The sequence below is a fragment of the Verrucomicrobium sp. GAS474 genome, assembly GCF_900105685.1.
GTDB lineage: Bacteria > Verrucomicrobiota > Verrucomicrobiia > Methylacidiphilales > GAS474 > GAS474.
Genome location: NZ_LT629781.1, coordinates 929,541 through 952,408, shown reverse-complemented (window position 1 = coordinate 952,408; position 22,868 = coordinate 929,541). Strand labels below are relative to the sequence as shown.

Below are 22,868 nucleotides of genomic sequence, written 5' to 3'. Positions count from 1 at the left end.
AAACTGCCGGTTTGCCGATTGAATGTCAAGGCAACAATGTCTTCCCAAGCGCATTCCCCATCGATTCGTTCTCGGTCTAAGCCGGTCCCCGGAGTAGGGTCGGGCCGGGGCGGCCGTGGGCGCTTTTCTCCCGTTTATTCTCAAAACAGATGCATGTGAAACCACTCGAACGATCGCGGCGCGGCCTCCCTCTCCTCGGAATCGCCGCCTGGCTGGCGGTCGGCTGGGGAGCCGACCTGCGGGCGGCGGAGATCCCGCTCGACCTCGCCCCGGTCGCGAACATGGGATTCCGCGACGAGGTCGCCGGGGACGGCCAGGGAGGCTGGGCCGACCAGGGGCCGGAGAACGACTTCGCCGCGTTCGACGTGGCGCGGAAAGAATTCGGGGGCGTCCCGTTCCGGATCGTCGATCCGGCGAAGAACGGCGGCAAGGCGATCGTCACCTTCCGGGGATCGGGGATCAGCGGGAAGATCGCCCTCGGCGAGGTCGTCGTGAAACCGGGAAGCGCGACCGAGACCGCGGCGGCCTATCTCTACGTCCTCCACACCCTCTGCTACGCCAGCGCGGTTCCGGACGATCCGGTCGGGACGATCGCGGTCCGGTTCAAGGGCGGCGAGACGAGGGAATTCCCCGTCCTCACGCGGCGGGACGTCGGCGACTGGTGGCATCCCCCGGCGCTCCCGAACGGGGCGGTGGCCTACAGCCGCTTCAACGGCAACGCGACGGTCGGCGTCTACCTCTCGCAGTTCAAGATCGCCGACGCCCCGAGGGAGGTCGAGTCGGTCACCTTCCGCACGGCGGGGAAGGCCGTCTGGATCGTCGTCGGCGCGACGCTCTCGACCGAGGCCCATTCCCTCCCGGCGGAGAAGCACTTCATCGCGCGGGAATCGGCCGAGTGGAAGGCCGCCGACATGGCCGACATCGTCGCCGAGCCGGGAAGCGCCCTCGACCTCAGCCAGGCGATCCCGACCGAGCCGGTCGGCACCCATGGCCGGGTGATCGTCAACAAGGCGGGCGACTTCGCCTTCGAGCAGCAGCCCGACAAGGGCATCGTCTTCTGGCCGACCACGTCGTTCTTCGCGAACCCCGGGACGCCCGGCGTCGAGGTGGGCGGCAAGGAAGGGGTGAAGCGGTTCGTCGAGGCGATCCGGCGGCAGGGCTACAACATGGTCCGCGTCCACTTCCACGACTACTACCTCATGGCCGACGCGAAGGCCGACCTCGAGTTCAACGAGGAACACCTCGACCTCTTCGACTACTACATCGCCTGCCTGAAGGAGAACGGGATCTACGTCTGCATGGACGGCATGTCGACCGACTCGGGCTTCCGCAAGGGGAGCGGGTGGGCCTACAAGGGGCCGAGCCTGAAGCGGGAGGTGATCTCGACCGACGAGGGGCGCGAGCACTACCGCGCCGGGGTGGCGAAGCTCCTGACCCACCTCAACCCCTACACGAAGACCCGGCTCGTCGACGACCCGATCGTCGTCGTCATCAACTTCCTCAACGAGGTCGAGTTCTATTCCTTCGGCGGGATCCCCGCCCCGATGCTGGGCGAATGGCAGGCCTGGCTGAGGCAGCGTTACCACGGCGATCCCGCCGCCCTCGCCAGGGCGTGGAACGCGCCGGCCAAGTTCCGCGAGGGGATGACGTTCGACGACGTTCCCCTCTTCGCCCCCGCCGCCCAGTGGGGGGCCGATCCCTACAGCGTCGACGCCGGGCTCTTCCTCGTCGCCGTCGAGGCGCGGACCAACGCGTGGTTCGAGAAGACCCTCCGCGACATCGGCTACCGCGGCCTCCTCGGCGCGTGGGACATGGGGAAGCAGTACCGGAACATCGTCTCCCGGGCCGCCTTCCCGGTCGTCACGATGCACAATTACTACGCCCACCCCTCCGACTTCATCAAGGAAGGGTCCCACGTCGAGCAGGAGAGCTCCATCGCCACGGCGGGGCAGTATTGGCGCGCCTGCGCCGGGACGCGCTTCGCCGACCGCCCCTTCCTCGTCACCGAGTACGGCCACGTCTTCTGGAGCGCCAGCCGCTACGAGGAGGGGCTCCTCTTCGGCGGCTACTCGGCCCTCCAGGGCTTCCAGGGAACGATGGCCCATTGCGCCTCGGTCGCCCTCCGGAAGCACGCCCGCATCGTCCCCTTCGACGTCGGGGCCGATCCCGTCGCCCGGGCGAACCAGGTGATGAGCGCCTTCCTCCTCGGCCGGGGCGACGTCGCGCCCTCGCGGCGGACCGTCGAGCTCCGTTTCGACGACCGCTACCTCGAGGCCGGGGCCGGGCTGAACCTCTCCGCGGGGCCGGGGACCCTCCTCTCGCTCATCTGCCGGTTCGGCACCCGCTACGACGGCACGCTGGCCAAGACCCAGGCCTACGGGGAAAGGCCGAAGCCGATCGCCGTCATCAACGCCTCGGGCGGCTCGCAGGTCTCGATGACCGAACACACGATGGACGTCGTCGAGAAGGGCGGCGCCGACGAGAAGGCGGGGGCCCTCGTCGCCACGCTGAAGGAACAGGGGCTCCTCCCGAAGGAAAACCTCAGCGACCCCGCGAAGGGAATCTACCAGAGCGACACCGGCGAGCTCCTCATGGAGACGAAGCGGAACACCCTCACCGTCGTCACCCCCCGCTTCGAGGGGATCGCCACCGACAAGCCCGACCGGCGCGCCCTCGGGACCGTGCGGGGCGTCGAGTCGACCGTCCCCGCCTCGGTCGCCGTGATCTCCCTCGACGGCCTCCCCCTCGCGAAGAGCGGCCGGATGCTCCTCGTCTACAACACCGACGCGCTGAACTCCGGCATGGAGCTCTCCGAAGACCACGGCACCCTCTTCAACCTCGGCCAGGGGCCGACGCTGATCCGCACCGGCGTCGTGAAGGTCGCCGTCGGGAACGAGGCCGCCGCGGGCCTCCAGGCCTGGGCCCTCGGCTTCGACGGGAAGCGTCGGGAGAAGATCCCGTGCGCCGTCGAGAACGGGGAACTCCGCCTCGTCGTCGACACGGCCCGCCTGGAAAAAGGACCGACGCCGTTCTTCGAGATCGCGCGGAAATAGGGGTTGGGAAAGGGGTCGCGGGGGAGGGGCAGCCCTTCGGGACCGGGTACATGGCCCTGTACAGCTGGAGGCCGGACGCGCGTTTAGAGATGCAAGATGGGGTTGCCTCCCGGCCATGCGAGTTAGTTTCCCCTGAGAACGAGTGTCGCTAACGCGACGGCATTGCGCCCCTCCTGCACCTCCCCCTCTGATAGGCCGTGGTGTAGATGAGGCGCGACCCAAGAGGCCTATTTCCCATAAGCCCACTCTACTCCGCTGGATCTAACCTCCTTGAGGGCCGAGCCATGGGAAGGAGCATCCAAGGATGCAGGCCTATCTCCTCGGTGCTGAACCCCTGAAGACATCTCTCCCATAGAGCCGTCTCCCAATAGGAGTCTGGGCGTATGGGTACTGCTACCCCTTCCGTACGTACCCTCGGGCGTACTGGAACCATCCGATTTTAATCCAGTTCGGAGACAAGGCGCCGCCAAAGCGCGTCCGCCTAGCTAAGGCCCTCCGAAGGGGAGGTTCGAGGAGGGGCGAAGCCCCTCTTGGGCTATAAAGCGGATCGCCTCCAGCTGTACAGGGTCGACCGCGCCAGCCCCGAAGGGCCGCCCTGCCCCCGGCATCCAAAGACCCCCATACTAAAGCTAGCACACTTTTTTTCGTTCCCCCCTGCACGCCGATGGTAGCGTCGGGAATGGGTCTCTTCACGCGCCTCGCCTCGCTTCTTTTCTTCGTCTCGCCGCTCTTCGCCGCCGATCCCGTCCTCACCGTGCTCCCCGATCATCCGACCGGCGTCTATGCGCTCGGCGAGAAGGTGACGTGGACGGTCGACGTGAAGTCGGGAGAGCGGGCGGGCTTCAACGCCGTCGCCTACGCGGTGAGGAAGGACGGGGCCGACAAGGTCGCCGAGGGGACGGTCGACCTCTCCGCCGGACCGGCGACGATCACCGCCTCCCGCGACGAGCCGGGCGTCCTCCTCGCCATTTTCCCCAATCCCGACAAGACGAAGCCGCAGGCCCTCGGCGTCGGCGGGGCGGTCTACGCGCCGGAGAAGATCGGCCCGTCGCTCCCCGCGCCCGACGATTTCGACGCCTTCTGGGACGCGAAGCTGAAGGACCTCGCCGCCGTCCCGATCAATCCCGTCGTCGAGAAGGGCTCCCTCGACGGGGTGAAGAACACCGAGGGCCTCGACTACTACAAGGTGACCCTCGACAATATCAACGGTACCCACGTCCAGGGCCACCTCGCCCGGCCGACGGCGGGGGAGAAATTCCCCGCGATGCTCATGGTCCAGTTCGCCGGGGTCTATCCGCTCGACAAGGCCCAGCTCCTCGCCCAGGCGCGGCCCGGCTGGCTCGTCCTCAACATCCAGGCCCACGACGCCCCCGCCGACGGGACCGTCGCCTTCTTCGAGGAGCTGAAGAACGGGGCGCTGAAGAATTACATCTACCAGGGGAGCGACGACCGGGAGACCTCCTACTTCCTCCGCATGCTCCTCGGCGACGTCCGCGCGGCGGAATACCTCGCCTCGCGCCCCGACTGGGACGGGAAGACCCTCGTCGTCACCGGCACCTCCCAGGGCGGCCTCCAGTCGTTCGCCGCCGCCGCGCTCGATCCGAAGATCACCCACCTGATGACCCTCGTCCCCGCCGGGTGCGATGTCTACGGCCCCCTCGCCACGCCCGCCCGCGCCTTCGGCTGGCCCTACTGGCTCTCCAACTGGGGACCGAGGGACCGCGACCCGGAGAAGGTGAAGAAGACCGCCGGGTACTTCGATCCCGTCTACTTCGCCCACCGCATCACCTGCCCCGCCCTCGTCGCCCCCGGCCTGATCGACGACACGGCGCGGCCCGCCGGCATCCTCGCCGCCTTCAACGCGCTCCAGGGGCCGAAGGAGCTGGTCCTCCTCCCGCTCGCCGACCATCACGGCACCGGCGGCTCGCAGGGGGCCTACTTCACCCGTTTCAACGCCTGGAAGAGCGCCATCCAGCGCGGCGAGCCGCTTCCCCTTCCCGCCCATTAATGTATTTAATCCTCACGCCCTCCTTTCCATGATTCCCCTCCCGCGTTCTCTCCGCCTCGCCGCCCTCCTGCTCCTCCCCGCCCTCCCGGCCTTCGCCGCCGAGCCGCCGCCCCCCATCCCAACGGCGGCCCCCGCCTCCGAGGCCGGGGTGCTCCTCTCCGTCGTCCCCGATCATGCGAACGGCCTCTACGCCCTCGGCGAGAAGGTGACCTGGACCGTCGACGTGAAGTCGGGAAGCCGCGCCACCCTCACCGCCCTCCCCTACGTCATCCGGCAGAACGGCCAGCCCGAGGTTGGCCACGGGACCCTCGATCTCTCCGCCGGTCCCGCCACGATGACCGGCACCCTCGCCGAGCCCGGCGCCCTCCTCGCCGTCATCTCCTCGGCCGACGCGGCGGTGAAAAAGCCCCTCGGCCTCGGCGGGGCCGTGATCGCCGCCGACCAGATCGGCCCCGTCCTCCCCGCGCCGGACGATTTCGACGCCTTCTGGGACGGGAAGCTGAAGGAGATCGCCGCCATTCCGGCGAACCCCGTCTTGGAGAAGGTCGAGGGCCTCCCCAACGCCGACGGGGTCGATTACTACAAGGTGACCCTCGACAACATCAACGGCACCCACGTCCGGGGGCAGCTCGCCCGCCCGACGACGGGGGAGAAATTCCCCGCGATGCTCGTCGTCCAATGGGCCGGCGTCTATCCCCTCGACAAGAACTGGGTCCTCGCGCCGGCGCGCGAAGGGTACCTCGTCCTCAACATCGAGGCCCACGACATCCCGATCGACGAGCCCGCCGCCTTCTATGCCGACCTCGGCAAGGGCGCCCTCAACGGCTACACCGCCATCGGCGAGGAAGACCGGGAGACCTCCTACTTCCTCCGCATGTTCCTCGGCGACGTCCAGGCCGTCCAATACCTCGCCTCGCGCCCCGACTGGGACGGCCGCGTCCTCATCGTCACCGGCGGCTCCCAGGGCGGCCTCCAGTCGTTCGCCACCGCCGCCCTCTGCCCGAAGGTCACCCACATGATGACGTGGGTCACCGCCGGGTGCGACGTCTACGCCCCCCTCGCCACGCCGCCGCGCGCCGCCAGCTGGCCCAGCTGGCTCAGCATCTGGGGCGGCCCCGCCGCGCGCGGGCACGACGTCGAGAAGGTGAAGAAGACCGCCGGGTATTTCGACCCGATCTACTTCGCCCACCGCATCACCTGCCCCGCCCTCGTCGCCCCCGGCCTGATCGACGAGACCGCCCGGCCCACCGGCATCTTCGCCGCCTTCAATGCCCTCGCCTCCCCCGTGAAGGAACTCGTCCCCCTTCCCCTCACCGGCCACAACAGCGGCAGCCAGCAGGCCTACCACTCCCGCGCCGCCGTCTGGCGGACCGCCCTCAAGAAAAACGAGCCGATCCCGCCCGCCGCGCCCTGAGGCGGGGTCGCGGGGGAGGGGCCTCGGTGACGAACAGGTGAAATCCCCTCTCGCCGGGGCGGCCCCCGAAGAAAGCCCTCGCCTTCCGGCCCGTCGCGCGTAAAAAAGAGATTCTCATTTTACCTATATGAAAATCGTCGTCGCGTACTCGGGAGGGCTTGATACCTCGATCATCCTCAAGTGGCTGAAGGAAACCTACTCGGCCGAAATCATCGCCTTCTGCGCCGACATCGGCCAGGAGGAGGAACTCGCCGGGCTCGACAAGAAGGCTCTCTCCACCGGCGCGTCGAAATGCTACATCGACGACCTCACCGAGGAATTCGCCACCGACTTCATCTTCCCCATGCTCCGCGCCGGGGCGCTCTATGAAGGCCAGTACTTCCTCGGCACCAGCATCGCCCGCCCCCTCATCGCGAAGCGCCTCGTCGACATCGCCCGCATCGAGGGCGCCCAGGCCATCGCCCACGGCGCGACCGGCAAGGGGAACGACCAGGTCCGCTTCGAGCTGACCGCCGCCGCCCTCGCTCCCGACCTGAAGTGCATCGCCCCCTGGCGCGAGTGGAAGTTCCAAGGCCGCAGCGACCTCATCGCCTACGCGAAGAAGAACGGCATCCCCGTCCCCGTCACCGCGAAGAAGCCCTACTCCACCGACCGCAACCTCCTCCACATCTCCTTCGAGAGCGGCATCCTCGAAGATCCGTGGGTCGAGCCCCCGCGCGACATGTTCAAGCTCTCCGTCTCGCCCGAGCTCGCGCCGAACAAGGCCGAATACGTCGAGCTCGACTACGTGAAGGGCGATTGCGTCGCCGTCAACGGCAAGGCCCTGAAGCCCGCCGACGTCCTCCGCACGCTGAACAAGCTCGGCGGCAAGCACGGCATCGGCCGCGTCGACCTCGTCGAGAACCGCTTCGTCGGCATGAAGTCGCGCGGCGTCTACGAGACCCCCGGCGGCACCATCCTCAGCCACGCCCACCGGCAGGTCGAGACCCTCACCCTCGACCGCGAGGTCATGCACCTCCGCGACTCCCTCATCCCGAAGTACTCGACCCTCGTCTACAACGGTTTCTGGTTCGCCCCCGAGCGGGAGTTCCTCCAGGCCGCCGTCGACCAGAGCCAGGAGAACGTCACCGGCACGGTCCGCCTGAAGCTCTACAAGGGGAACATCATCACCGCGGGCCGCAAGAGCCCCGTCTCCCTCTACAACCCCCACATCGCGACGATGGAAGCCGACGCCGGAGCCTACAACCAGGCCGACGCGACTGGCTTCATCCGCCTCAACGGGCTGCGCCTTCGGACGCGGGCGGCTGTGTTGGCCGCCACGAAGGGGAAGAAGAAGGCCCCGGCGAAGAAGAAGTAGGGGCGGAAAGGGGTCGCGGGGGAGGAGGCGGCCCTTCGGGACCGGGTACATAGCCCTGTACAGGTGGAGGCGATCCGCGCGTTTGAACGAACGGAGGGGCACGCCCCTCCGGACCCTCCTGTCTGATAGGCCGTGGTGTAGATAAGGCGCAACCCTAAAGGCTATCTCCCATACGCTCGCTCTACTCCGCTGGATCTAACCTCCTTGAGGGCCGAGGCCTGGGAAGGAGCATCCAAGGAGCAGTCCCATCTCCCCGGTGCTGAAGGCGGCCTTCCCTACTGCTTGCCCGTCTCGACGACCTGGAAGAAGGCGGGGAGGTCGGAGAGGTCGTCGAAGTAGGCCGTCGGCTCGTGCTGGAGGAGTTCTTCCTTCGTGAAGCTTCCCGTCGCCACGGCGATCGAGTTCGCGCCGATGATTTTGGCGCAGGCGATGTCGTGGGGGGTGTCGCCGATGATGAAGACATCGCCGGGGAGGAAGTCCTTCCCGTGGCGGTCTTTCGCCCGCTGCAGCGCGTAGGGCCCGAGGTCGTTGCGGATGTGGCTGTCGTCGGCGAAGGCGCCGAACTCGAAGTAATGCCAGACCGAGTAATGGTCGAGCTTCAGCCGTGCCCCCTTCACGAGGTTCCCGGTCAGGAGGCCCTGGGCGATATCCTTCCGCTTCTTCACCGCCTCGAGGGCGGCGAGGACGCCGGGGAGGAGGCGGCCGTTCTTCGCCCGGGGCAGCTCGGCGGAGAGGTGCTTCAGGTAACACTCGGTGAAGGCATGGAGGCTCTCCGAGGTGACGGGATGGCCGTAGTGGTCGAGGATCTGGCGGGCGATGAAGAGGTCGGTCCGGCCCTTGTAGTCGATGGCCCCGAGGGAGCCTTCGGCGCCGGTCTTTTCCTTGATCGCCTTCAGGAGGGCGACTTCTCCCGCCTTGCCGGTGCAGACCAATGTACCGTCGATGTCCCAAAGGAGAAGTTTCATGCGAAGCGTAAAAAGTTTCTAGCGGAACGGAGCGTGCCTTTCGGTCCCGGCAAAGTCACGGATTTTTTGGCCCTCCATTTGGCCCCCCGAAAGGGACACAAAACGGGCCCGGAAACGGGGTCGGCCAAGGCCTTTTTTCCTCCTCTTCCCTCCCTCCCCTGCCCCGGCCTCCGACACGCAAACGTTACACAAACAATCTGTACCCCCGGCCCGGAAACGGCTAAGGAACAGGGCGTCGTGAAACGGATTCTCATCTTCACCGCGGGCTTCGGCGAGGGCCACAACACCGCCGCGCGGTGCGTCCAGGAGGGGATCGAGCACCTCGCGGGCGACGAGGCCCACGTCGAGATCGTCGACCTCTTCGAGGCCTGCTACGGCCGGGTGAACGAGTTCGTCCGCAAGGGCTACCTCACCGCGATCAACAAGACGCCGCTGCTGTGGCAGGGCATCTACACCCTCCTCGACAAGACGCCGCTGGTCCAGGCGAACCTCGCCACGATGGCCCGGATGCGGAAGGCGATGGAGGCCCTCTTCGACGAGGTGCAGCCCGACGCCGTCGTCTCGACCTACCCGATCTACAATTTCCTCATCGAGGAGATCTTCCGCACCCGCGAGGGCCGTCCGCGGAACTTCGCCCAGATCACCGTCGTCACCGACTCGATCAGCGTGAACTCCCTCTGGTACCGCTGCCCCAGCGACGCCTTCATCGTCCCGAACGAGGAGACCGCCGAGGTGATGCGCCAGGTCGGCGTCGCGCCGGAGCGCCTCCACGTCCTCGGCTTCCCCGTCCGCCTCGCCTTCACCGACGAGCAGCGGGCCGAGGAGGGGATCGGGCCGCTGCCCGACCTCGCCGCCGGGGCCGCCCCGCGCATCCTCTACATCATCAACTCGGGCAAGAAGAAGGCCGGGAAGATCATCGCCCGCCTCCTCGAGCGGCCGAACTGGGAAGTCACCGTCACCGTCGGCCGGGACCAGAAACTCCAGCGGGAGATCGCCGCCCAGGTCGAGGAAGCGGGCGCGTCGGGCCGCATCACCGTCCTCGGCTGGACGAACCGGATGGCCGAGCTGATGCTCACCCACCACGTCCTCGTCAGCAAGGCGGGCGGGGCGACCGTCCAGGAAGCCGTCGCCGCCCGGATCCCGATGCTGGTGAACCAGGTCGTCCCCGGGCAGGAGGAGGGGAACTACGAATTGCTGAAGCGGAACCACGCCGGGATGCTCGCCGAGAGCCCGAAGGAAATCGCCGCGTGGCTCGACCGCCTCTTCGAGAACGAAGGCCGCCTCTGCAACCTCTGGCGCGAGAACCTCCGCCCCATCAGCCGTCCCGACAGCGCCCTCCAGGCCGCCCGCTTCATCCTCGAGGCCGCCGCCCCGCAGAGCCTCCCCCCCGCCGACTCCGGCTCCGCCTTCCGGCAGGCCGCCCAGCGGCAGGAGGCGAAGCAGAAATCGTCGAAGACCCCGCCCGCCTCGGAAAAGCGGCTCCTCCTCTGCGACTTCCACACCCACACGACCTACTCCGACGGGAAGCTCACCGTCGGCGAGCTGGTCGACCTCTACGGCCAGCGCGGCTTCGACTGCCTCTGCGTCACCGACCACCTCATCGATCCCGCCCGCGTCATCGGCAAGGTCTGCCAGTGGACCGGCCTCGTCCTTTCCCCCGCCCAGGTTCCCGAATACTTCGAGACGCTGGAGAAGGAAAAGAAGCGGGCGTGGAAGAAGTACGGCATGATCCTCATGGCCGGGATCGAGTTCAACAAGGACGGCCTCACCGCGAAGTCGTCGGCCCACCTCCTCGGCATCGACCTCAAGGCCCCGATCGACCCGACCCTCGACCTCAAGGCGCTCATCGCCGAGATCCACGCGCAGGGCGGCCTCGCCGTCGCGTCCCATCCCCACAAGTTCCAGAGCGAGTGGGGCCGGAACACGCTCTACCTGTGGGAACACCAGGACGAATTCGCGCCCCTCCTCGACGCATGGGAGATCGCCAACCGCGACGACCTCTACACCCCCGTCGGGCTGAAGCGGCTCCCCTTCCTCGCGAACAGCGATTTCCACAAGCCGAAGCACCTCCATTCGTGGAAGACCCTCCTCTGCTGCGAGAAGGACCCCGAGGCGATCAAGCAGTGCATCCGCGAAAACCGCGACGTCGCGTTGACCCTCTACCGCGACCACCGCTTCGCCGCAAACCTCCTCCCCGCCGACCTGCGGCGTCCCGCCGTGACGACCCCCGAAGGAGTCGCAGTCCCGCCTGCCGCGGTGTTTCCGTTCCCGCAGGCGGCGTAGTTCCTGACTCCCATCGGGAGCTATGCCGCCCTGGGGGAACAGTCACCACAATGTAACGCTCCCTGGCCTCTTCGCGGCACGCTTCCCGCTCCACTGCATCCATGCCCCCCTGGTCGTGCTCCGTCGGCGCCCGCCGCTACGGCTTCGATTCGCTCCGCGAGTTGATGGCGAAGGCGACGCCGTTCCGCTCCGGCGACGCGCTGGCCGGGGTCGCGGCCGCGAGCGCCGAGGAGCGGGTCGCCGCCCAGCTCTGCCTCGCCGAGGTCCCGCTCCAGCGCTTCCTCGACGATCCCCTCGTTCCCTACGAGGACGATGACGTCACCCGGCTCATCGTCGACACCCACGACCGCGCCGCCTTCGCGCCCGTCGCGGGCCTCACCGTCGGCGCGTTCCGCGACTGGCTGCTCCGCTACGAAACCGACGGGGCGGCGCTGGAGGCGCTCGCGCCCGGCCTCACGCCCGAGATGGCGGCGGCGGTCTCGAAGCTCATGGGGAACCAGGACCTCATCCTGGCGGCGCAGAAGCGGCGCGTCGTCACCGCCTTCCGCGGGACCCTCGGCCTGCCGGGGCGGCTCTCCGTCCGGCTTCAGCCCAATCACCCGACCGACGATCCCCAGGCCATCGCCGCCTCGATCCTCGACGGCCTCCTCTACGGCTGCGGCGACGCCGTCATCGGCATCAACCCCGCCACCGACAGCGTCGGCTCCCTCGACCGGCTCCTCCGCCTCCTCGACGAGGTCATCGCCCGCTACCAGATCCCGACCCAGTCGTGCGTCCTCGCCCACGTGACGACGCAGATGGAGGCCCTGCGCCTCGGCGCGCCGCTCGACCTCATGTTCCAGTCGATCGCCGGGACCGAGGCGGCGAACCGGAGCTTCGGCGTCACCCTCTCCCTCCTCGCCGAGGCCGACGAGGCGGCCCGCTCCCTCCGGCGCGGGACGGTCGGCGACAACGTCATGTACTTCGAGACCGGCCAGGGCTCGGCCCTCTCCGCCGGGGCCCACCACGGCGTCGACCAGCAGACCCTCGAAGTCCGGGCCTACGCCGTCGCCCGGAAATTCAAGCCGCTCCTCGTCAACACCGTCGTCGGCTTCATCGGCCCCGAATATCTCTACGACGGGAAGCAGATCATCCGGGCCGGACTGGAAGACCATTTCTGCGGGAAGCTCCTCGGCCTCCCGATGGGCGTCGACGTCTGCTACACGAACCACGCCGAGGCCGACCAGGACGACATGGATACCCTGCTGACGCTCCTCGGCGTCGCCGGGTGCAACTACATCATGGGCGTCCCCGGGGCCGACGACATCATGCTCGGCTACCAGTCGACTTCCTTCCACGACAGCCACTACCTCCGCCAGGCCCTCGGGCTGCGGCCCGCGCCCGAGTTCGAGGCGTGGCTCGAGACCATGCGGATCGCGACCGTCGAGGGCCGCCACCTCCTCCCCGTCGCGGGCGACCATCCCTTCCTCCTCCATGGAAACGCCTGACCTCGTCCCGCCCGCCCCCGAAGGCCGGGACCGGTGATTCGGCCTCCGCCGCTTCACCCAGGCCCGCATCGCCCTCGGGCGGACGGGGGGAAGCCTGCGCACCGAGGCCGTCGTCGACTTCCGCCTCGGCCACGCCCGCGCACGCGACGCCGTCCACGCCCGCTTCGTTCCCGCCACGGTGGCCGAGGCCTTGGAACAAGCGGGGATCGAGAGCTTCCCCGTCGCCACCGAGGCCGCCGACCGCCGGACCTACCTGGCGCGGCCCGATCTCGGGCGGCGTCTCGATGGGGCGTCGCGCGACGCGCTGCGGGAGCGGAGCGGAACGTGGGGCCGCCGCGATCTCCTCGTCCTCGTCTCCGACGGCCTCTCCGCCCTCGCGGCGGAACGGCAGGCCGTCCCCGTCCTGGCCCGGCTCTTTCCCTTGCTGCAAGGCGCGGGATGGACGCTCTACCCCGTCCTCATCGTCCCCTTCGGAAGAGTGAAGCTGCAGGACGAGGCCGGGGAACTCCTCGGCGCGCGCCAATCGGTGATGCTGCTCGGGGAGCGCCCCGGCTTCAGCTCCATCGACAGCCTCGGCGCCTACCTCACCTTCGGCCCCGGCGCAGCCCGGACCGACGCCGACCGCAACTGCCTCTCCAACATCCGCCCCGAGGGCCTCCCCCCGGCGCAGGCGGCGGCGAAGCTCGCCGCCCTCCTCGCGGCCTCGGCGGAACGGAAGGTCAGCGGCGTCGCGCTGAAGGATTTGGAGGAGCCCTCCTTGGAGGGGTGAGAAAGGAGGTCCCGAAGGGCCGCCTTTTTTGCACCCTTAGGCTTCAACCCGCCGCGCCCGCGCCCGGACGAAGAGGGCCGCGCCGAGGGCTCCGATCAGGAGCTCCCAGACGGGCGGCTCCGGCACGGCGAGGGCGGTTCCGAGGACCTGGACGTTATCGAGGGCGAAGTTGGCCGTGGTGCCGTTGCCGGTTTCGTTCAGGACGAGTTTCAGATAGACGGCGCTTTTGTTGTCGAGGACGGTGCTGAAGGTGTCGGAGATGTCGAAGTAGCCGCCGCCGAGGGTGAGGGTGCCGGTCTGGGTCGGCGTAACGGTGGTGAAGGTGACGTTGTCGTAGCTGTAGGCCCAGGTGAGGGAGGTGAGGGCGGAGCCGCCGGTGCGGCCGGCGTAGCTCAGCGAGATGCCCTGGTAGCCCTGCGTGTCGAGGGAGAAGACGAGGCTGCTGGTGACGGGGGCTGCGGTCGTCGAGGAAAGGACGAGGAAGGCCGCGCCCTGCTGGGTCGAGGTGTCGCCCGCGTAGAGGTTGGAATTCTGGCCGCTGCCGAGATTGGTCGAGGCGTCGTTGAAGGCGCCCCACTGGGAGTAGGTATTCGTGTGGCCCCCGTTGATGTAGCCGGTGACGCCGGTGAAATCGATGTAGGTCGAGGTGTAGAGGGCCCCGTTGGCGGTGTTGCTCGAGAGGCGGTTGTTGGTCGTGTTGAAGACCTCGCCGAAACCGGCGTTGGTGGTGGCGAAGGAGCCGGTCAGCGAGCCCGAGTAGTTCGTCGCGGTGTTGTTGAAATCCCAATAGGAGAGGAGCGTGGTCGCCGCCATGCCCCGCGTGGCCGGAAGGAGGAGGGCGAGCGCGCTCAAGGCCATGGCGAAGGCCAGACGGGAGGGGGAAGCGGGACGAGGCGGTGTCATCGGATTTTCCTGGCAGGGGGTTTTCATAAATTTTGATTATTATGAATTTCTGAAAATCGACTATGGGGTTGGAAATCATTGATTACCAATTAATGCGATTGCAGAATTTTATCAAAAAGTGTTACTTTTTGGATATGCCTCTTCCGGTCCGCACCGATCCGCTGGAGAACTGGAATGACCTGCGGGTCCAGTTGGCCTGGGCCTACTCGGGGCCGACGGCCTACCCCCGGACGACGCTCCCCACCTCGCTCGTCTCCTCCTGGCTGCTGTCGCGGGGGGAGGTGACGCTGATCTACGGCGCGGAGCGGAAGACCTACGGCCCGGGCGCATGGATCTTTCCCCGGGAGGGCGAGGGGCGGCACGATTTCAGCGACGACGCCTCGCTCCTTTCGGTCCGCTTCGGCGCGCACTGGCCGACGGGGGAAGCGCTCTTCGACCGGAGCCGGACGATCTGTTTTCCGGCGGGGGAGGCGCCCCGGCTCGCCCGGCTCGGGGAGCGGCTCGCCCGGTTCGTCAGCCGGACCTTCCCGGGGACGACCCTCGACCTCGTCCGGGTCAGCAGTCCGTCGCCGGAACGGTACTTCGAGATGCAGCGGCTCCTTTACGGCTGGGTCCTCGAATACACCCTGGCGATGAAGCGGCAGGGGCTCCGGCCGAACACGATCGGGCAGCTCGACGACCGGGTCCGCCGCGCCGTCCACCTGATGGAGAACCAGCCCCTCAGCCTCCCCCTGCGGGAGCGCGATCTCTCCCACGCCCTCGGCATCAGCACGGGGCAGCTGAACCGTCTCTTCCTCCGCGACCTCGGCACGACGCCCGCCGACTATTGGGAACGGAAGCGGAGCCAGGCCGCCCACCTCGCGATCACCGAGAGCAACCGGAGCATGAAGTCGATCGCGTATGATCTTGGCTTTGGGTCGCTTTCGCACTTTTCCTCGTGGGTGAGGAAGAAATTGGGGAAATCGCCGCGCCAACTGCGCAAGGAAATGGAGTAAGGGAGGACCAAGAGAGAGCTAGACAGTCCTATTATTATACTATATTAGAATTATATTCTGAGGCGTGAGGAAAACGACTCCGACCTAAGCTACCTTTACCCGAAGGGTTTTGTCCTATGAGTCTCTCGACCCCCTCTTCCCTCGCCAATCCGTTCTTCGACGTCGCCATCCTCGGGGCCGGATTTTCGGGGACCTTGACGGCGATCCATCTCCTGCGGGCGCAGAGGGAGGGGGAGGCCACCGCGACGCCGCTCCGCATCGCCCTGATCGATTCGAGCGGTTCCTTCGGACCCGGGATCGCCTACGGGCGGGGCGCGAACGAAGGGCTCCTCAACGTCGGCGCGGCGAACATGGGGGCCTTCCCCGACGCTCCCGGCGATTTCCTCCGCTGGGTCGAGGAGCGGAAGCCGGAGCTCCGGGACGAGTACGCGGCGGCGGGGACGCCCCTCGCCTCGGCATTCCTCCCCCGGCGGCACTACGGCGACTATCTGGAGGAACTCCTCCGCACGGCGCGGCAGGCGGGGCCCCATACGATCGAGACGATCATGGGGCGCGCGCTCGACCTCGTCCCGATGCCCGACGGGACCCTCTCCGTCTTCCTCAACCAGGGCCGCTTCCTCTATGCGGCGAAAGTCGTCCTCGCCCTCGGCAATTTTTCCCCGCCGCCCCCCGTCTTCGGCGGCGGCGATCATGAGAGCTACCAGGCCGATCCCCGCTACCTCTCCCAGCCGTGGAGGCCGAACACCGTCGAGCGCCTCCGGGAAACGGGCGACGTCCTGATCCTCGGCTCCGGCCTCACCTGCCTCGATTTCCTCGCCGCCCTCGCGCGGAAGAAGACCTCCGGGACGATCCACGTCCTCTCCCGCCGGGGCCTCTTCCCGCTCCCCCACCCGCCCGCCTCGGTCCCGTTCCGGAACGCGGGGCCGGTCGAGGGGGGGACCCTGCGGCAGGTCGTCCGCGCCGTCCGGCGGAAGATCAAGGAAGGGGCCTTCTGGCGCGACGTGATCGATTCCCTCCGGCCCCAGTCGCAGGCGCTCTGGCAGCAGTTCTCCCTCGACGACCGCCGCCGCTTCCTCCGCCATCTGCGCCCCTACTGGGAGACCGTCCGCCACCGGGCCCCCGCCGACGTCATCGCGCTGAAGGACCGGCTGCGGGACGAGGGCCGCCTCGTCTGCCATCGGGGCCGCCTCGCCTTCATCGAGCCCGCCGAGGAGGGCCTCGACGTCGTCTTCCAGAAGCGGGGCGGCGGCGAGACCGTCCGCCTCCGCGTCGGCTACGTCGCGAACGGGACCGGCCTGGCGACCGACTGCCTCCGCACCGGCGACGCGCTGGTCCGGAGCCTCCTCGACCGGGGCCTCGCCCGGCCCGACGGCCTCCACCTCGGCCTCGACGCCGACGCGGCGGGCCGCCTCCTCCCCGCGCGGGGCGAGCCGCGCCACGAGATCTACGCCCTCGGCTCGATCCGGCGCGGGACGCTCTGGGAGACGACCGCCGTCCGGGAATTGCGCGAGCAGGCCGCCGCCATCGCCGCGCGGGTCCGCGGGGCCGAGGCGCCCCGCGCTTCGGCGGCGCTCCCGTTCGATATCTAGAGCTAGCGCCCCGATCCCGAAGGCGTGTTCATCGCTTCCGGCGCCGCCCCTCCCCGGACCCTCCCGCCGCCGAATTCCTTTTCGAGCGCGAGGGCGGCGGTGAGGGCGCCGTTTTCCTTCGCGATGGTCGCGGCCAGGAGGCGGGCGCGGGCGGGGGCGGGGCCGGCGAGGAGCTTGGCGAAGGTCCGCCGGAAGACGGGGCCGGTCCGGCTCTCCCTCGGGACGACGAGGGCGGTGCCGGTGTGGGCGAGGAGGGCGGCGTTGCCGGGCTGGTCGAAGGCGTAGGGGCAGGCGACGACGGGGACCCCGGCGCGGAGGCCGGCCGCGAGGGTCCCGATCCCGCACTGGTGGGCCACGGCGGCGCAGCGGGGGAAGATCGCGGCGTGGGAAAGGTAGGGGATGGCGAGGACGTTCGGCGGGAGGGGCGGGAGCGAGGCGCGATTTTTTTCGAGCCCGGTCAGGAGGATCGCCCGGTGGCCGGTCCCCGCGACGGCGGCGACGGCGGCCTGGTAGAAGGCGCCGGGCTGGTGGATCGCCGTCGTCCCGAGGGTGAAGAGCCACGGCTTCGGCCCGGCCCGGGGATCGAGGAAGGCCTCGACTTCGGGAGGGAGGGAGGCGGGGGCCTTGCCGGCCCCGCTTCCCTCGTCGCCGGCCTCGTCGTTGAAGCAGAATCCGGTGACGACGTGCTGCGGCCCCCATTCGGGCGGGCGGGCGGCGAGGGCCTCGCTGTAGAGGTGGAGGACGAGGCGGGACGACCAGCCGGCCCACATGGCGTTCGCCTTCGGGGGGAGCCCCGCGCGGCGGCGGAAGCCGTCGGCGACGGGATCGAGGAGCCGCCCGACCTGCCAGCGGCCGATCCCCCAGAACAGGCGCTGGACGGCCCGCCCGAGGGGGCCGGTCCAGGCGGGGAGGGGGGCGTGGGCGAAGCCGCTCGGCATCGCCGAGGCCGAGGGGTAGAGGCCGGGGGCGAGGCAGACGGTGGCGTAGGGGATGCCGGTCCGCTCGTGGAGGAGCTCGACGGGGAAGGCGAGGTGGTGGGCGACGATGAGGTCGTAGCCGCCGGCGGCGACCTCCCGCTCGAGCGAGGCCGCGAGGTCGTACCAGAGGGGGACGAGGACCCCCTCGACGAGCCGCCGGAAGCAGCGGAGGCCGCCCTGGGCGGTGGAGAAGAGCTCGGGATCGGTGCTGAGGGGATGGTTGTGCTCCTCCCACGCGAGGCCGGAGGCGAAGCCGAGCCCGGCCCGTTCGGTCCGCTCGCGCCAGGCGGCGTCGCCCAGCAGCGTCACGGCGTGGCCCCGCCGTTTCAGCTCCCGACCCAAGGAAAGGAACGGAAAGAAATCCCCCGACGAACCCCATGTGACCAGCAAAACGCGCACAGCGAACCACCCTAGACGCGGTCGGAGAATGGATGAAAGTCCGATCTCGTTCCCGATCAAAAATTTAACGAAAAGTGAGCGGGCGAAGGCCGATTCATCCATTCCGCCGGACGCTCGTACCTTTGACATCGCCGGGACCGCGTCCGATACTCCGATTCTCCCATGCGGCTCCTCCTTGTCGACGGACATTACTACGCCTACCGCTCGTTCTACGCGATCCGGCATCTCACGAATTCGCGCGGGGAGCCGACGAACGCCCTCTACGGCCTCGCGAAGGCGCTGAAGCGGATGATCGCCGAGCTGCGGCCCGATGCCGCCGCCTTCATCCTCGACGGCGGCCTCGACGCGCGGATCGAGCTGCAGCCCGACTACAAGGCGAACCGGAGCGAGACACCGCCCGATCTCCTCGCCCAGTTCGACCACCTCGGCGACGTCGCCCGGGTCCTCGGCTTCACCCCGATCTGCGTCGACGGGGAGGAGGCCGACGACCTGATCGCCAGCTACGCGCGGGAGGCTTCGCGGCGGGGCGTCGAGGTCGTCATCGCGACGAACGACAAGGACATCATGCAGCTCGTCGGCCCCGGGCGGGAGCCGGGCCACGGCGCGATCACGATCTACCAGCCGGTGACCGGCGGCGGGGTCGCGGGAGCGCCCGATTTCGCCCTCCTCGACGCCGCCGCCGTCTTCGACAAATGGGGCGTCCCCCCGGAGCGGATCGGCGACCTGCTGACCCTCACCGGCGATGCGGTCGACAACATCCCGGGCGTCCCCGGCGTCGGCCCGAAGACGGCGGCGACCCTCATCACGCAGCACGGCACGCTCGACCTCCTGCTGGCCCTCCTCGACGCCGATCCCGACGGGGCCTCGCCCGGGCTGAAGGCCAAGATCAAGTCGGACAAGCTCCGCGCCGCCCTCTGCGCCGCCCACCGGAGCGGCCACCTCGCCCGCAACCGGGTCATGGTCTCCCTCCGGGACGCCCTCGCCCTCCCCGTCCCGCTCGACGGGCTCGCCCTCCGTCCCGACTTCGCCGCACAGGCCGCCCTCTTCGCCCGGTTCGAGTTCAAGACCTTCCAGCGCGAGGCCGAGGCGCGGCTTCTTGTCCCCGGGGCCGCTCCGTCCGCGCTCCCCGCCTCCCCGGCCCCGCTTCCGCCACCTGCGCCTGCCGCGCCTGCCGTGCCTTTCGCTCCCCCTTCTTCCAAAGGCCCCCTCGTCCAGGGCGATTTCCTCCTGTGACGCTCCTCTCCCTCCCGCCCCAGCACTTCGCCGTCCTCCTCCTCGCGGGCTTCGCCGCGGGCGGGGTCAACGCGATCGCCGGGGGCGGGACGATCCTCTCGTTCCCGGCGCTCCTCTTCACCGGCAGCGATCCGATCCGGGCCAACGCCACCAGCACCCTCGCCCTCATCGTCGGGATGATCGGGAGCGTCTACGGGTACCGGAACCACTTCGCCGCCGTCGGGGAATGGTTGCGGAAGCTGATCCCCGTCAGCCTCCTCGGCGGCCTCCTCGGCGCGTTGCTGCTGACCCACACCTCCTCCGCCGCCTTCGAGCGGTGCGTCCCCTTCCTCCTCCTCTTCGCCACCGTCCTCTTCATGGCGCAGGGCGCGATCGCCGCGCGGCTCCCCGGCGGCCGGGACAGGGCGTCCACGGCAACGGCGGGCCCGGTCTTCGCCGCGATCGCGCTCCAGTTCTTCACCTCGATCTACGGCGGCTACTTCGGCGCGGGGATCGGCATCCTGATGCTCGCCACGCTGAGCCTCAGCGGGATGCGGGACATCAACCACATGAGCGCGGTGAAGACCGCCCTCGGCGGCCTCATCAACGTCGTCGCCGCCCTCTATTTCATCGCCTGCGGCCTCATCGATTGGGAGCGGATGGCCGTCCTCGCCCTCGGCGCGATCCCCGGCTACTACCTCGGCTCCCTCTTCACCCAGCGCATCTCCGCGACGACCGTGCGCCGGGTGATCTGCGCGCTCGGCCTCGCCATCGCGGCGTACTTCTTCGTGAAGAAATTCTGATCCGGTTCCGAGGCGGCATGCGGCGGCCTCCCGGTGGACGAAGGAGCACTTTGGGTCACCCCCGCTCTTTTCAAATCACAAGGACAGGTTCTAGGATCGGGTCCGATGTCCCCCTCCGGCTTCCAGATCGAACCCCTGGCTCCCGCACCCGGGGCCGGGGCGGCGGGGGAGCGGAACGAGGCGCTCGACGGGTTGCGCGGCGTGGCGGCGCTGATCGTCGTCCTCCATCATTTCAACATGCTCTGGATCGCCTGCGGGAGGCCGCCTTGGGCCGGGTTCCTGCTGGAGAAGACGCCGCTCGCGCTCCTCGTCTCGGGAGAGGCCTCGGTCATCCTCTTCTTCGTCCTGAGCGGATTCGTCCTCGCCCTGCCGTGGGTGGGGGGAAGGCCGGAGCGGTACGGCGTCTTCGCGGTGAAGCGGATCTGCCGGATCTGGCTTCCCTACCTCGTCGCCCTCGGCCTCGGGGTCTGGGGAAACAGCCGCTTCCACGGCCTCGCGGGGATCTCCCCCTGGTTCGAGAGCATGTGGGCCGGGCCGGTCGATCCGGGGCTCGTCGCGCGGCACATCCTCTTCCTCGGCACCTATCCCAATCGCGTCTTCGACATGGTGTTCTGGAGCCTGCGGATCGAGATGCAGATCTCGCTGATCTTCCCCTTCCTCTGCGCGGGCCTCCTCCTCCTGGCCCCCCGGCTCGCGCTCCTGGCCGTGGCGCTGGGAGGCGGGGCGGCGCTCTTCGTCGCGCTCCTCCCCCATCATTTCTTCACGCCGGTCTACATCGTCATGTTCCTGGCCGGGATCGCCCTCGCTCGGCACCGGGCCGGGATCGCGGCGGCGGTGAACGGCCTTTCGGCGGTGGCCTGGGCGGGGTGGCTCCTCTTCTCGCTCGGGCTTTACCTGGTCCCCGACCTCAGCGGGGCCCTCAACACGCCCGGGCTGATGGGGGCGGCGAATCTCGCGACGCTGCTCGGCGCGGCGGGCCTCATCGCGGCGGTGCTGGGGCGGAACGGCCTCGAGGCGTGGCTCCGCACGGCGGTCCCGCTCTTCCTCGGCCGGATCTCCTACAGCCTCTACCTCCTCCACGCGATCGTCCTCTACGTCCTCGTCTACCTCCTGGTCGGGAAGGTCCCGGTGGGGGCGCTCTTCGTTCCCTTCCTCGGCCTCTCGCTGCTGGCGGCGCTTCTTTTCTACCGCGTGATCGACAAACCGGCGATCGACCTCGGGCGGCGGCTGGCGCAGCGCCTCTCGCCGCCCCGGGTTGACCAATCCGCCGCTTGCACCGCGAGGCGGGCACCCTTAGAGTCCCCCTCACATATATGAAATGGTGGGTCGGACTCCTCGCGCTCTTGTTGATTCTCTTCTTCGGCCTCATCGGGGTCTTCTACGTCCGCACCTTCGTGGCGCACCGGGCCGACGGGATCATCGTCATCGTCGCCAACGGCCTTGATTCCTCCCTCCTGAACAAGGCCCGCCACCAGGCCGCCGCCCGGGGCCAGACGCTGAACATCGACGCCCTCAGCAACGTCGCCATCGTCGACGTCCAGGGCCTCGACCAGCCGGTCCCCGACGAGGCCTCGGCCAGCACCGCCCTCGCCTCGGGCCGCCGCGTCCGCAACGGCCTCGTCGGCGTCACCGCCGACGCCACCCACCTCGACTCCCTCATCTACGCCGCGCAGAAGGCGGGCCGCTCCACCGGCCTCGTCACGAACCGCGAGCTGACCCGCGCCACCCCCCTCGCCTTCTACGGGCGGACCCCCGGCCAGCCCGCCTACGAGGCGCGGAGCGCCGCCGAGCTGATCGACACCTCGGGGATCGACGTCATCCTCGGCGGCGGGGCCGACTACTTCACCCCCGCCACCCTCGCGAACGAGCGGGGCCGCACCGACGGCCGCGACCTCGTCGCCGACGCCGCCGGGAAGGGCTACACCCTCGTCCGCACCGGGGCCGACCTCGACCGGATCCCGACGTGGCGGACGCGGCAGCTCCTCGGCCTCTTCGCCCCGGGCGACTTCACCTTCGGCCCCTTCCACCGCGGCGCGACGACCGAGCCGAGCCTCTCCTCGATGGCCGCCACCGCGATCAAGTGCCTCCAGTACAACGTCAGCGGCTACCTCCTCGTCATCGAGGACGGCCTGATCGGGAAGGCCGCGCGGAACAACTGGACCGACGTCGCCCTCGACGAGGTCTTCGCCCTCGACGCCGCCGTCGGCACCACCCGCTCCTACGCCGGGAAGCAGGCCCTGATTCTCGTCACCTCGAACTTCAGCCTCGGCAGCCTCGACACCGCCCGCGAGGACCTCGCCCTCCCGCCGCCCCCCGTCCCGGCGGCGACGGCGGCCGGCGCCCTCGTCCCCCCCGCGGTCCCGACCTCGGAGACCGTCGAGCAGGGGAGCGGCTACGAGTGGCTGGCCGGCCCCGGCGGCGTCCCGAAGACCGATGCCGACAAGGCCTGGCTCCGCGCCCAATACGCGAGCGGCCTCTTCTCCCCGAATCCCGCCGACCTCCACCATCCCGCCCCCGCCGTCCGCTTCGCCCGCCATGCCGACCTCACCGCCGGTCCCGCCTGGATCGCCGCCGGGGGCGTCGGCGCGGAACGCTTCTCCGGGTTCATCCCGAACGAGAAGATCTTCAGCCTCGTCCAGGACCTGTTTTAATCC

General features: G+C 69.0%; 15 protein-coding genes and 1 pseudogene. 13 read left to right on the top strand and 3 right to left on the bottom strand.

All coding sequences use genetic code 11. The annotated features are described in order from the left end of the window. Window positions 1-155: 155 nt before the first annotated feature. The 4 genes from BLU04_RS04015 (at window position 156) to BLU04_RS04000 (ending at window position 7,832) form a co-directional block, all read left to right on the top strand. A complete protein-coding gene (locus tag BLU04_RS04015) occupies window positions 156-3,053 on the top strand; it encodes a hypothetical protein (RefSeq protein ID WP_157895094.1) in 2,898 nt (965 codons plus the stop codon). A 679-nt stretch (window positions 3,054-3,732) separates the two neighbouring features. After that, a complete protein-coding gene (locus BLU04_RS04010) occupies window positions 3,733-5,061 on the top strand; it encodes an acetylxylan esterase (RefSeq protein ID WP_157895093.1) in 1,329 nt (442 codons plus the stop codon). 28 nt (window positions 5,062-5,089) lie between these two features. Further along, window positions 5,090-6,475, top strand: a complete 1,386-nt coding sequence (locus BLU04_RS04005; protein WP_093282521.1) for an acetylxylan esterase — start codon at window positions 5,090-5,092, stop codon at window positions 6,473-6,475. 127 nt (window positions 6,476-6,602) lie between these two features. Next, the gene (locus BLU04_RS04000; protein WP_093282519.1) at window positions 6,603-7,832 is read left to right on the top strand and encodes an argininosuccinate synthase; all 1,230 of its coding nucleotides are present in this window, start codon (window positions 6,603-6,605) and stop codon (window positions 7,830-7,832) included. Window positions 7,833-8,107: 275 nt separating this feature from the next. On the opposite strand, the gene BLU04_RS03995 is transcribed toward BLU04_RS04000, so the two are convergent. Then, window positions 8,108-8,797: an HAD family hydrolase gene (locus BLU04_RS03995; RefSeq protein ID WP_093282516.1), complete on the bottom strand. Its 690-nt coding sequence runs from the start codon at window positions 8,795-8,797 to the stop codon at window positions 8,108-8,110. Between the two features lie 237 nt (window positions 8,798-9,034). Between BLU04_RS03995 and BLU04_RS03990 the strand changes: the two genes are divergently transcribed. The 3 genes and pseudogenes from BLU04_RS03990 to eutC form a co-directional block, all read left to right on the top strand. Beyond that, window positions 9,035-11,080, top strand: coding sequence for a PHP domain-containing protein (locus tag BLU04_RS03990; protein WP_093282514.1), 2,046 nt, complete (start codon window positions 9,035-9,037; stop codon window positions 11,078-11,080). Window positions 11,081-11,181: 101 nt separating this feature from the next. Further along, the gene (locus BLU04_RS03985; protein ID WP_093282511.1) at window positions 11,182-12,567 is read left to right on the top strand and encodes an ethanolamine ammonia-lyase subunit EutB; all 1,386 of its coding nucleotides are present in this window, start codon (window positions 11,182-11,184) and stop codon (window positions 12,565-12,567) included. Window positions 12,568-12,622: 55 nt separating this feature from the next. Beyond that, window positions 12,623-13,336, top strand: a pseudogene (gene eutC / locus BLU04_RS03980) (ethanolamine ammonia-lyase subunit EutC); the annotation flags it as partial. Window positions 13,337-13,372: 36 nt separating this feature from the next. On the opposite strand, the gene BLU04_RS03975 reads toward eutC, so the two are convergent. Continuing rightward, window positions 13,373-14,266, bottom strand: coding sequence for a hypothetical protein (locus BLU04_RS03975; RefSeq protein ID WP_093282506.1), 894 nt, complete (start codon window positions 14,264-14,266; stop codon window positions 13,373-13,375). 107 nt (window positions 14,267-14,373) lie between these two features. On the opposite strand from BLU04_RS03975, the gene BLU04_RS03970 reads away from it, so the two are divergent. Together BLU04_RS03970 and BLU04_RS03965 are read left to right on the top strand one after the other, a co-directional pair. Beyond that, window positions 14,374-15,234: a helix-turn-helix domain-containing protein gene (locus tag BLU04_RS03970; protein WP_157895091.1), complete on the top strand. Its 861-nt coding sequence runs from the start codon at window positions 14,374-14,376 to the stop codon at window positions 15,232-15,234. 116 nt (window positions 15,235-15,350) lie between these two features. Continuing rightward, entirely contained in the window at window positions 15,351-16,823 is a 1,473-nt protein-coding gene (locus tag BLU04_RS03965) for an FAD/NAD(P)-binding protein (RefSeq protein WP_093282501.1), read from the top strand. Window positions 16,824-16,825: 2 nt separating this feature from the next. Here BLU04_RS03965 and BLU04_RS16270 read toward each other — a convergent pair whose 3' ends face one another. Beyond that, complete coding sequence (locus tag BLU04_RS16270; RefSeq protein ID WP_255360057.1) at window positions 16,826-18,301, bottom strand: glycosyltransferase; 1,476 nt, start codon at window positions 18,299-18,301, stop codon at window positions 16,826-16,828. Between the two features lie 60 nt (window positions 18,302-18,361). Here BLU04_RS16270 and BLU04_RS03950 point away from each other — a divergent pair, with 60 nt between their 5' ends. From BLU04_RS03950 to BLU04_RS03935, 4 genes are all read left to right on the top strand, one after another. Next, the gene (locus BLU04_RS03950; RefSeq protein WP_093282497.1) at window positions 18,362-19,432 is read left to right on the top strand and encodes a 5'-3' exonuclease H3TH domain-containing protein; all 1,071 of its coding nucleotides are present in this window, start codon (window positions 18,362-18,364) and stop codon (window positions 19,430-19,432) included. Further along, on the top strand, window positions 19,429-20,214 hold the full coding sequence (locus BLU04_RS03945; RefSeq protein WP_093282494.1) for a sulfite exporter TauE/SafE family protein: 786 nt from the start codon (window positions 19,429-19,431) through the stop codon (window positions 20,212-20,214). Before BLU04_RS03950 ends, BLU04_RS03945 begins: the two co-directional genes overlap by 4 nt. 105 nt (window positions 20,215-20,319) lie before the next feature. Then, on the top strand, window positions 20,320-21,531 hold the full coding sequence (locus tag BLU04_RS03940; protein ID WP_093282492.1) for an acyltransferase: 1,212 nt from the start codon (window positions 20,320-20,322) through the stop codon (window positions 21,529-21,531). Continuing rightward, window positions 21,528-22,865 (top strand): alkaline phosphatase, encoded by a 1,338-nt coding sequence (locus tag BLU04_RS03935; protein ID WP_093282489.1) that lies wholly within the window; start codon window positions 21,528-21,530, stop codon window positions 22,863-22,865. Before BLU04_RS03940 ends, BLU04_RS03935 begins: the two co-directional genes overlap by 4 nt. The last annotated feature ends 3 nt before the right edge of the window (window positions 22,866-22,868 follow it).

Excerpts from the sequence above, each read along its gene's own strand:
- BLU04_RS04010 (WP_157895093.1), top strand. The coding sequence starts at position 3,733 with ATGGGTCTCTTCACGCGCCTCGCCTCGCTTCTTTTCTTCGTCTCGCCG.
- BLU04_RS04005 (WP_093282521.1), top strand. The coding sequence starts at position 5,090 with ATGATTCCCCTCCCGCGTTCTCTCCGCCTCGCCGCCCTCCTGCTCCTC.
- BLU04_RS04000 (WP_093282519.1), top strand. The coding sequence starts at position 6,603 with ATGAAAATCGTCGTCGCGTACTCGGGAGGGCTTGATACCTCGATCATC.
- BLU04_RS03995 (WP_093282516.1), bottom strand. The coding sequence starts at position 8,797 with ATGAAACTTCTCCTTTGGGACATCGACGGTACATTGGTCTGCACCGGC.
- BLU04_RS03985 (WP_093282511.1), top strand. The coding sequence starts at position 11,182 with ATGCCCCCCTGGTCGTGCTCCGTCGGCGCCCGCCGCTACGGCTTCGAT.
- BLU04_RS03975 (WP_093282506.1), bottom strand. The coding sequence starts at position 14,266 with ATGAAAACCCCCTGCCAGGAAAATCCGATGACACCGCCTCGTCCCGCT.
- BLU04_RS03970 (WP_157895091.1), top strand. The coding sequence starts at position 14,374 with ATGCCTCTTCCGGTCCGCACCGATCCGCTGGAGAACTGGAATGACCTG.
- BLU04_RS03965 (WP_093282501.1), top strand. The coding sequence starts at position 15,351 with ATGAGTCTCTCGACCCCCTCTTCCCTCGCCAATCCGTTCTTCGACGTC.
- BLU04_RS16270 (WP_255360057.1), bottom strand. The coding sequence starts at position 18,301 with ATGGATGAATCGGCCTTCGCCCGCTCACTTTTCGTTAAATTTTTGATC.
- BLU04_RS03950 (WP_093282497.1), top strand. The coding sequence starts at position 18,362 with ATGCGGCTCCTCCTTGTCGACGGACATTACTACGCCTACCGCTCGTTC.
- BLU04_RS03940 (WP_093282492.1), top strand. The coding sequence starts at position 20,320 with ATGTCCCCCTCCGGCTTCCAGATCGAACCCCTGGCTCCCGCACCCGGG.
- BLU04_RS03935 (WP_093282489.1), top strand. The coding sequence starts at position 21,528 with ATGAAATGGTGGGTCGGACTCCTCGCGCTCTTGTTGATTCTCTTCTTC.